The organism is uncultured Legionella sp. (assembly GCF_937871865.1).
Classification (GTDB): domain Bacteria; phylum Pseudomonadota; class Gammaproteobacteria; order Legionellales; family Legionellaceae; genus Legionella.
In genome coordinates, this window is record NZ_CALMPD010000049.1 from 1 (window position 1) to 10,289 (window position 10,289).

Consider the following 10,289-nt stretch of genomic DNA (forward strand, 5'->3'; position numbering starts at 1 on the left):
CTCACTTGGTATAGCTTTTTAATGAGCACCAATGTACAATATAAAATCACAATGACTTCTGATGGAGCATGGCAACCGGAATAAGAGAAATTATGGATGTAGATAAAATTTGTAATATTATACTTAAAGAAGAATCTAATGGTGATAAAGCCATTATTGAATCCGAGGATAACGGTATAGGTTTTAATTCAAGTGGAATACCTCATTCTAAAATAAATTCTCTTCTCAAAGCTGCTGTAGATCATGCTATTAATACGTGTATATTAGGGGCTTCTAATAGGATTGAAGATATTGAGCGTACTAATGGATGGGCTTTTGCGAATCAAAGTAGGAATACAGCTGGAGAATACTCGAAACATTATACAAGCCCCTGTTCTGCTTCTATTTTAAGTTTTTCTTCAGGTGATAAATACATTCAATTGAATACAAATAAAAAATGGTATTTTACTCCTAAAAAATCGCCATCATCCGTTTTTTTAAAAGCACTGGAACAGAACATGCCGTTCGACGACCCAGAATGCAAGCTTCCACATGCCACTAAATTATTGTTGGCTCGTGGTATAGTCGCTCGTGAAGTAAGATGGGGTAATTGCGGTATTAGAGCATCGATTGTTGCTAAATATCTTTGGGAATGTGCCTCAGAGTGTATTTCTAGAATCGAACTGATAAACATGGTTAATAAAGACCATGCTTTTGTTATCGTAAATCGTGAAGGAGATTTGCAACATCCACAAACCTGGGGCAAAAATTGCTGGATAGCAGATGTTTGGTGGACGCCTACTGGGAAAATTTTTCATGCAAGTGAATTTGAAAGTGAAATGAAAAATTTAGAGCAGTATATTGACGATCAACACAATCAATTAAACGCAATTCATATTGACTCACCTGCTCCCAAGGCACAACAAGAGAATATGTTTAAATGCGGCACAGAAATCATACCGTCTCGTGATCGCTATCCAACGTATGATATAAATAAAACTGTAGATAATTATTATGCTGTTCTGGGTGATTTGTCAGAAGAATTTCAAAAAAATCGCGCTACTTATGAAAATGAACATAAAAATAAACTGAGGCAGTGTTTAGACGAATTGCAAAAAAGGACAACTTTTTTTAAAGCGAATAAAATGGAAATAGCAGGCTCTGAAAACCATTTAATCGAGGAACAGATTAAACCTTAATCACCGTCATTATAGTCCACAGTTACAAGAGAAATATGATCAACACTATGGATTAGTAGCATTGAGCTAATTTAAAATATTAGACCGAATTGTAACAAAGGTTTGGGTCAAATATGTTCCACACTTGGTTATAATAAAACTTAATGCTGGTGAAGGCTTATACTGAAAAAGAACAAGGTCAACCTAGTAATTGCCACCCAACAACAAATATAGGTAGCTTTCCTTTCATTAATCTATTCATCAGATCATTTGCTGGACTTTGCAGCCCTGCCTTGTATTCTCGACGTCGCATGAAAATCTACTCATGCGATCTTTCGACCTAAACCATTAAATTCCTCTCAATCATTTCAACGGGTTTACAGAGAAGGGAAGAGTGATATCTTTTCAGTACACTAGTTTTACCAGGGATGTCAGCAGGCCCAATGCAGGTTTCATAATCCAGCCTGCATCGGCTTGGGCAATGAAGATTAATAAGACAAGGTTAGATCTAAAGTACGTTCAGCAACTGGTGCATTTTCAACACCCAATTTTTTCAACTGAGATGAAATACTTATCCATGTAAATTTATCATAAGGCGTATTTCCTTCAGGCTTACATTCAGGAATAGAATGTTTGGACAATACAGCATTTAGTTCATCCAATAAATACATGCTTAGAGAATTGTTTTCATACCGTCGATAGGGGTCTAGGAAAAAATGAGTCAATTCAATAATCGCAAAATCCATACTTTTGCACAGATTGACTTGCGTATTAATCGTTTCCGCATTTTTCAAACCTGCAGGACCATGTCGCCAATTGGTGAACCAACCTGGTTTATGACGTGCGTTTTCAACATGATTAGCCCGGTCTTGATATCGACTTATTGCCAAAGCCACTGCTTTCTTTATCTCATCAAGCACAGTGAGATCTGATTCAGCAACTTGTTCACCGTGTTTATTTTGCTGATTTTCTTCAAAAAACAGTGTCTGTCCCACATGACGAGTAGGTGGTCTGTGGTGAGGAATCATTGGCCGACTTTGAGTCAGGTGTGTCAGGCGTGTGCTCTCTTCTTTTACAGTAGATTCTTGCGAGTCCTCTACTTCTGACGCTTGCTGCTCTGAAGAATTACGTGCCAGAATTAATTCATCTCTTCTTTTAGAAACTAATCCCACAGGGATACCAAAATTATTCGCAGTATTCTCTTGTGTTGTATTCTTTCCATTGTGCTCCATAATTACCCCTTGTCCCTAAGTATCTGACTTTCCCGTTTAAATTAAATTGGACGACTTAACTACGAAATAATCATATCGGCTCTTTTTTAACTATGCAATATCTTTACCCAACGGATGACGGTTCCGTTTAATGTTCTGGATATTTTAGCTGGAATTTCCACGCTAATCATTTATTTTCAGCCATAATAACCATTTCTATTTATCTTGCTATACTCAGGTAGTAAGGATAACCCTCCCTTTTATTTTCAATTGCTACTGGCACTTTGTTGCTCAAGGAGAAGAGCTCAATGAAACGTTCTAAACGATTTTCTGTAGTGCTGATTATCAGCGTTGCAAGCCTGCTGATGTCAACTTCTGATTGGGCGGTCGTAATCCTTGAAAGCACGTACAAAAACTCGAAGTTCGATAAATCAGAAGCCTTGGCATTATCACCTCAATTTGAATCCTTGATATACCTCAAGGGAGAAGACGACTCAGGCTCCGGAAGCTGGATAGGAAACTATAAAGGACATGGATACGTGCTCACAGCAGGCCATATGTTTCCCCCTGGAACCAAAGCTTCCGACTATACCTACATCACTATAGATGGCACAGAATACGATGGTGAGGCGGTGTTTGTTCATCCCCTATGGAATGAACATGCTGACGACCGAACCGGTTATGATTTTGCTATAGTTCGATTAACAGAAACCGTGGCTAATGCAGGAACCCAACCCTCCTTATACGATGGGACAGCTGAACAAGGCAAAATGTTGACCTTTATCGGCTATGGATGGCGTGGAACAGGAAAGAAAGGCCAAGACACTTCACTGGACACTCATGAGGAACCAGCTGCTGCAGTAGGATTAATTGAATCAGTAGTAACGGCGGTTGAACCACCTCCAGAAAAAGGAGATGCCGGAAATTATCTGGGGATTTGGTTACCGAAAGAAGATGGCTCCCTACCGAATCCCTTTGATGAAAATGGAATTATAAAACCCTCATCTCCTCTTACCGGTATTCTGGGCTCGGGAGATAGTGGCGGCCCTGCATGGATTAAAACAGACAATGGCTGGGCAATTGCAGGAGTCAATTCACAAGGCAACAATAATGCCTCTTATGGAGATCAATCCTGGTTTCCGCGAGTGGAGCATGTTCGTGGCTGGATAAAAGAAATAATGCCTCACGCACGTTTTATACAATAGAGGCTCCTGACCTACTTTATCCCCTCGAATGGTGTTGCCGTTCCTGACATAAACCCAATTACATGCTGATGCATGGAAATCACTACTGACAAATACTGTCAGTATAAAGGATTAAGCTCTATTCGCCAGCGCAAACTGATTAGAACTTTTTATGGAGCAATAAATGAATCCTGATTTTAATATTTTATACGTCAATGACCTTGCTATCAGTACTCGTTTTTATACTGAATTATTTGATCTGCAACCAGAGGAAGGCTCTCCTACATTTACCATGTTTCGTTTCAGTAGTAACACAGCTTTGGGCCTTAAGTCAGTACATAGTGTTGAGCCAGAAGCAATGTCAGGTGGCAGCGGAGGTGAAATGGGCTTTACTATGGAGCACATGAACGCTGTCGACAGCTTATATGCTAAATGGACACAACGAGGATTGAAGATTATTCAAGCCCCCGTTCATATGAACTATGGCTATACTTTTGTCGCAACGGATCCAGACGGTTATCGTATACGAGTATTTACTCCGGCTCAATTCTAACTCATTCCATCCGGTTATTAAGAGGTTATTAAAATCGCTGATAACCGGTTCTCATCTTGATTTTTGTATTCATACTCGGCATAGTGCGGCAAACAAAATCATCCTTATGTTATGAACATTAATGACCACTGCAGTCGATGTCGCAGTGATTCAGATGCTTGGAAATGGGTAAAGTCGAATTTTAATGGAGTATAATAAATGAATAATAAATTGCATCTCACGCTCGCCTTATTAATCACCTCCCCCTCGTTGTTGTTTGCAGCAGATACTCTTATTTTTGCAGTAGATGTTATTCGCCATGGAGACAGGACACCAATAGCAGCAATTCCGTCAATAAACTACCAATGGCGTGAAGGCCTGGGCCAGCTAACAGCTGAGGGTATGCAACAAGAATATCAACTGGGAATGGAGTTTAGAAAAAAATATATAGAACAAACTCATCTTTTACCCAAACATTATCAACCAGGAACCATGTACGTTAGATCCACTGATTACGATCGCACATTAATGAGCGCACAATCGTTACTGATGGGTTTGTATCCGCCAGGGACCGGGCCAAAGACAAACGATAATTCATTACCAGCTCTGCCGCACATGTTTCAGCCTATACCTGTTTTTAGCGCCCCTTCAAAGTATGATGAGATTATTATTCAACGCATCAGCAATGAAGAACGTGACCAATTGTTTCAGCAGTATGTTTTTTCAACTAAAGAATGGCGGCAAAAAAATGAGGAACTAAAAGAGCATTACTCACGCTGGGCAAGTGTAACAGGATTGGAAATTAATAACCTGGAAGATTTGTTGCTGCTCGGTGATGCTTTATACGTTCATCAAGTTCATAATGCACCAATGCCGGAGGAATTAAGCTCTGCAGATATAAAAACAATTATTGATGCGAGCCACTGGATTCTTATGGCTTGGGAACGACCGAAACCAATTGCCAATGCCTACAGCACCAAAATGATGACAAACATCGCCAATTATCTTAATCAAGGCAGTAAGAATAATTCAACTCTGAAGTATGTACTGTTATCTGCTCATGATACTACTGTTGCCGGAGCATTAAGTTTTTTGGGAGCACCATTAGATAATGCTCCACCTTATGCAGCAAATCTAAATTTCTCACTGTATGAACAGGATAAAGATTATTACATCGTAAAAGTAACTTATAATAATGCACCTGTATCCATACCTGCTTGTGGTGGGACAATATGTGAATTACAGCAATTTATCCAATTGGTGAAAAACTCTGATGTAGGAAACTAAATACTGAATTGAGTAAATAATCCTTGTTCTCATCATGAACCATCGATTAGTTGCTATTAATAGTGATCAAAAACACAAACGTTTAAAGGGATTTAAAAAGATTAAAATTAACGACAGGCCTTACTGATCGGAACAATCGTCTCATAAAGCTGATCTTCAGTTAATTTCAGCTTTTTTCCCCCGCTATTGATAGTACTGACGGGTACTGAAGCACATTTACAAAAACTGGCAGCATCTTCATTCGCACTGTCATCAGTCAAATCACGTGGAAAACTGGCCAAACATCTGCTTTCAATCAATGCTGCATTGTTGGTAGATCTCATAGCATTACGTAATACCGCATAAGAAATACAATCAGTAGCATTCCATAAATCTAGTCCTACAGAAGGTAATCTGGTTCTTTGCGCTTCTTTGTAAGCACAAAAACAACCATAAGTGGTTATTTTTTTAACATCACCCTCACTTAAACTCGGAAATCTCCGCTTTAAATTATCCATTCCATTAGCAACACAAGCCTTATCCATCATTAAAACAGGTTCAGCAGAAATTGCTTGCTCGGAATAACTAAAATCAGGATAAAAGCCAAGTAAAACCAACACAAGGGCTACTGACTTCAGATTTTGTATACGCATGATAACACTCCTGTCGATTCTGCTGACTTAACTCTTTACCTGCTGTTTGTCTTCGATTAGATGGCCGTCATTCAACTCTACCAGCTCACTGACTACCAACTGCAAACCCTTTAAATGAATGGGCTTGGTTAATAGTTTATTCATTCCCGGTTGCAAGCTGTCTTGCTGCATGTCCGTCAGCTCATCCCGAGTTAAACCAATGATGGGCACGGGCTTTTTATTCAATTGCAATTCCCAGTCCCGAATACGTTGCGTGATGTTTTTATCCGCACCGTCCGATAACTCAACATTGATCATAATCAAATCAAAATCGTTCGTTTCTATCAGTTCCATGGCATGTTCACTGTCTACAGCTGAATAATATTGATAACCTGCCTGCTCAACGACTGATTCAATCAGACGCAACGCCCTGATATTATTTTCAACTAATAAGATAAGCGGGGAATTGATGTCCACTAAATGAGCTTTTTTCTCTCGTTCGCTGCTGTCTATTTTCAAAGTGAGGGTAAAATAAAAAGTAGATCCCTTTCCTACTTCACTGTCCAGATTAATTTCGCCGCCTAACAAATTGACGTATTTTTGTGCGATATGTAATCCCACTCCATACCCCCCCTGTTTGCCCTTATTTCCAGGATGCGCGCGAAAAAACCGATCAAAAATTTTAACCTGTAAATCACAAGGAACTCCAATACCGGTATCAGAAACGCTGAATTTAAGTTGAACATAATCATTTTCCTGTGCGAGTACCATCACCTTGATAGTCACACTACCCTCATCAGTAAATTTAATCGCGTTACCTACTAAATTTAACAATGCCTTATAGAGTTTGGTTCCATCAGTAATAAATTTGCGTGGAAAATTTTTATCCAGTTCAATATGCAATTGAATGCGTTTCATTTGCACAGTAGGCCGCACCAAATGTGCTATATCCTGAATATTTTTATAGAGATCAAATAACTCCGTCTGAACATCACTCTCTCGGACATTATCAGCAGCAGCGACTTCCATCACCCCTTTTAACAACTCAAGCAATTGCTCCCCGCTCTCATTGATCCAACGTGCATATTGCTTTTGCTCCGGATTATGAGCCTTTTCTTCCATCAATTTAGACATCCCTACAATACCACTTAAGGGGGTATAAATATCATGGCTCATGTTAGCGATAAATTCGGTTTTTGCTTGATTCGCAACTTCGGCGTTTTCTTTGGCTCGACGCAAGGCCACTTCCATTTTTTTATGTTCGGTGATCTCCATGGAAATACCTAAGATTCCAATAACGTCATTGAGTTTATTGCGCAGAGGGACTTTATGTGAAATATAAATAGCCATACCATGTGCCATAACAGCGTATTCTTCCGCGGTATGCGGTACGCCCGTATCCATCACCAGATTGTTCAGCTTATTCAATTCTTCGGCCTGATCTTTCCATGGCATATCAAAATTGGTTTTACCTACAATCTCTTTTCTTGAACTCAAACAAGCATCTTTTGCCTGACTGTCATTACATCCCAGGAATACATTATTTCTATCCAACCAGTACACATGACCAGGCATTAAAGCAAGCATGCTTTCATAATAGTCACGAACAAAGTCTAACTCACTCTGAAATATGGATTGTTCTTCTTCCAGACGAAGTTTAAGCTGTTCAATCTCTTCATTTTTTTCATCGATAATTTTCTGTAAGTCGCTCATTATTCCTAGGCCATCTCCTACTGTTTATAACATTATAGCTGAGAGATTGATGCATTGTCTTAATAATCTGAACACTTGGACTGAAGATGTTACCTTAAGCTGAAAAAAATTTATGTCTGCAGGGATTCTACAAAATTGCAGTTCCTTAATGACAAAGCAAATGAATAATTCAATCAGCTGGTCATTAATCTGTTATATTAACAGAAAATATAACAATTATTGAAATATGGTGGTTATTTTTTCCTCATAATGTTTTATACTATGCTATAAATGTACATGAAAATTATAATGTTCTTTGATTGCATAAAAAACAAACAGTTTCATATTAATTAGATTGAGGTCTTAATCATCTTTTCCTAGATAGGTGTTATTAAGGCTTGAGGAATAATAAATGTCCAAAGTTAAAGGCCCGAAAGAAGGTGATATCGTAACCGCTGTATTTAGTGGAAAATTAAATGGTAAAGGCAAGAGTCGATTCCCATCATTAGTAGACACCAAGGATCTGGTTCTTTTAAGCATCAAAGGCAATGAATATTGCACTGGAGACTATCTTGCAGCTCTTGTCCAGCATGCCGTTAATACTCATTCCAGAAAATCCGACAATACTCTGTCTAAGGGAACAACCACCTTTTTGATTGCTGATGCCATATACTGGCACAATCTTAAAGAGCTCCCCCCTGAAACTAATGATGAAGCAACGCTTAAGGCTCAAGCCTTAAATATGGGTAATCAATTTTTTCAAGATAACTTGGCGAGCTTTCTACAACCATTAAGCATACGTACAAAAAAATTAAGCACCTTAACCTCAACAGAAACACTATTAATTAAATCTCCTGAAGAATCTCGAACAGAGCTTATCGAAGAACCATTAAGCACAGAACAATTCCTTGAATTTTATGGGGATAAAACGATTGATCAACAAATAGCAATAATCAATGAACTAGCTCTTTCCCAAGGAAAAAATTTTGAAATAATGCGTTGGAATACCTGGATTAATCAGGCAAACGCCGCTGAGAAAATAAATGCAATGATGCCCCTCTACGAATCAGAGCCCGGACTAAAAGTAAGTATTGATGAAGATATCGCTGGCTTTGTTTCACGTCATGGAACAGAACCGGAATCTGCTGCATTATGGAGGTATCGCTCTAAAGATTATCTAACGGAAGAAAACCCATCAATAATGTGGTTGGCCGCTTATTTAGAGTATAATTTTATTATTTATCCAGGCAAGATTCTCTCTTCGTTTAATGCTACAAGAGATTTTTTTATCGTAAAAAATCATAAAACCACGGTATCTGATGGCAAGAGCCTCGAAGACGTCTGCTCACATAATCCCCTAAGCTTGCATGTTCCGGAGCCCAACCGTTTAGTGAATTGGCTAGAACCTGACTTTATCAGAAGCTTTTCAAATCTATCCTCTCAATTAACTTCAGCTTCTCTTATTAACCATGGTATCTTTTCCCATAAAAACAGCAATCATGTGCCTTCAATGCTAGAGGCGATGGACATAGAAATGGGCGCGGAACCATTCATTCAAAAAGCAAAAATAAGTATAGGAGACACTGTTTTATATCCGGGAGATGCGGTCGGTGCAACACAATCCGCAATTATTCAAGCCTTCTTTTCTGGAATTTTATTTGGATTAAATGCAGAAAAAAGGACGGAACAAACAAGTGCCGCAGCAGCAGTGCTGCCCAATAAATACGATGAGGATTTTGCCGTTTTATTTAAAAAATTTACAGAAAGCCTCTTAAAAATAGACATCCCTACATCAGAAAAATTAAATCTCCTGGGCTCCATTTCCGGATCTTTGGCTGGCAACAAAGAGTCTGCTGAAACGCATGAACATACTGCTGACGTAAAATACCGCTAAAGATGGACTAATTGCAGATTCACCCTGTACCAACATGGGGAATCTGCACTTGAGAATCAACCATTAGAAAACAATTAAATCTCATCAGATATCCATTATACTTTGACTTTGAAATTAAGTTATAATTAATACATATACATGCAATCAGGTAGTATACGATTGAAGAAACTATTTGCTAAATTTCGACTACTCAATCAGCAACTTCCAGAACAATATCAATATATTCGTTATAAATTTGACTTTCTGCACAGTGTGTATCTTTTTATTTGTTTCATCAGTTTCATCATGGGATTAATTCGATGGTATGAAAGTCCGCTATTGGCACTCATTACTCTTGGTTATTCTTTAAGCGGATTATGTTTGCTGTATTTTTTAAATACTCATAAAGAAAAAATTGAATTTGTCTGCTCTTTGGTGTTAATTCAGTCATACATACTGGCTGTTTGCCTTTATCTTCTTAATTTTCCCCATACCTTACGCTTGTCTTTCTTTTTTTTATTATTATCTACTGCATTATTCTTAAAGGGCAGAAAAGAAGGGTTCCGATGGATGATAGCAATTTTGGTTGCCATTTGTACAGGCGATGTATTTTTTTCAGATAGTATTGGCTACTCTCATTTTGATATCCTAGTCAGCAGTTTTGCCATAATATGCTTGTTTTATATTCTCACCTTACGCACAGCACCTTGCCTCCTAACTAAAACTCATTAAAATTCTTCTC

The 10,289-nt window shown here is 38.4% G+C and carries 9 protein-coding genes; 6 read left to right on the top strand and 3 right to left on the bottom strand.

Going from position 1 to position 10,289, the window contains the following annotated elements:
- Positions 1-68 precede the first annotated feature (68 nt).
- Positions 69-1,178 carry a hypothetical protein gene (locus Q0495_RS02960; protein ID WP_298622853.1) on the top strand — a complete coding sequence of 370 codons (1,110 nt, stop codon included), beginning with the start codon at positions 69-71 and terminating at the stop codon, positions 1,176-1,178.
- A 467-nt stretch (positions 1,179-1,645) separates the two neighbouring features.
- Here Q0495_RS02960 and Q0495_RS02965 read toward each other — a convergent pair whose 3' ends face one another.
- A complete protein-coding gene (locus tag Q0495_RS02965; protein WP_298622856.1) occupies positions 1,646-2,389 on the bottom strand; it encodes a hypothetical protein in 744 nt (247 codons plus the stop codon).
- Positions 2,390-2,676: 287 nt separating this feature from the next.
- On the opposite strand from Q0495_RS02965, the gene Q0495_RS02970 reads away from it, so the two are divergent.
- The 3 genes from Q0495_RS02970 to Q0495_RS02980 all read left to right on the top strand — a co-directional run bounded on the left by Q0495_RS02970 (position 2,677) and on the right by Q0495_RS02980 (position 5,371).
- Complete coding sequence (locus Q0495_RS02970; RefSeq protein WP_298622858.1) at positions 2,677-3,573, top strand: trypsin-like peptidase domain-containing protein; 897 nt, start codon at positions 2,677-2,679, stop codon at positions 3,571-3,573.
- 163 nt (positions 3,574-3,736) lie between these two features.
- Positions 3,737-4,105 carry a VOC family protein gene (locus Q0495_RS02975; RefSeq protein ID WP_298622860.1) on the top strand — a complete coding sequence of 123 codons (369 nt, stop codon included), beginning with the start codon at positions 3,737-3,739 and terminating at the stop codon, positions 4,103-4,105.
- A 198-nt stretch (positions 4,106-4,303) separates the two neighbouring features.
- Positions 4,304-5,371, top strand: coding sequence for a histidine phosphatase family protein (locus Q0495_RS02980; protein WP_298622862.1), 1,068 nt, complete (start codon positions 4,304-4,306; stop codon positions 5,369-5,371).
- 107 nt (positions 5,372-5,478) lie between these two features.
- On the opposite strand, the gene Q0495_RS02985 is transcribed toward Q0495_RS02980, so the two are convergent.
- Together Q0495_RS02985 and Q0495_RS02990 are read right to left on the bottom strand one after the other, a co-directional pair.
- Entirely contained in the window at positions 5,479-6,003 is a 525-nt protein-coding gene (locus Q0495_RS02985) for a hypothetical protein (protein ID WP_298622864.1), read from the bottom strand.
- A 27-nt stretch (positions 6,004-6,030) separates the two neighbouring features.
- Positions 6,031-7,695 carry an ATP-binding protein gene (locus Q0495_RS02990; RefSeq protein ID WP_298622866.1) on the bottom strand — a complete coding sequence of 555 codons (1,665 nt, stop codon included), beginning with the start codon at positions 7,693-7,695 and terminating at the stop codon, positions 6,031-6,033.
- A 391-nt stretch (positions 7,696-8,086) separates the two neighbouring features.
- Between Q0495_RS02990 and Q0495_RS02995 the strand changes: the two genes are divergently transcribed.
- Positions 8,087-9,568 (top strand): hypothetical protein, encoded by a 1,482-nt coding sequence (locus Q0495_RS02995; protein WP_298622868.1) that lies wholly within the window; start codon positions 8,087-8,089, stop codon positions 9,566-9,568.
- Between the two features lie 159 nt (positions 9,569-9,727).
- Positions 9,728-10,279: a hypothetical protein gene (locus Q0495_RS03000; protein ID WP_298622870.1), complete on the top strand. Its 552-nt coding sequence runs from the start codon at positions 9,728-9,730 to the stop codon at positions 10,277-10,279.
- Positions 10,280-10,289 lie beyond the last annotated feature (10 nt).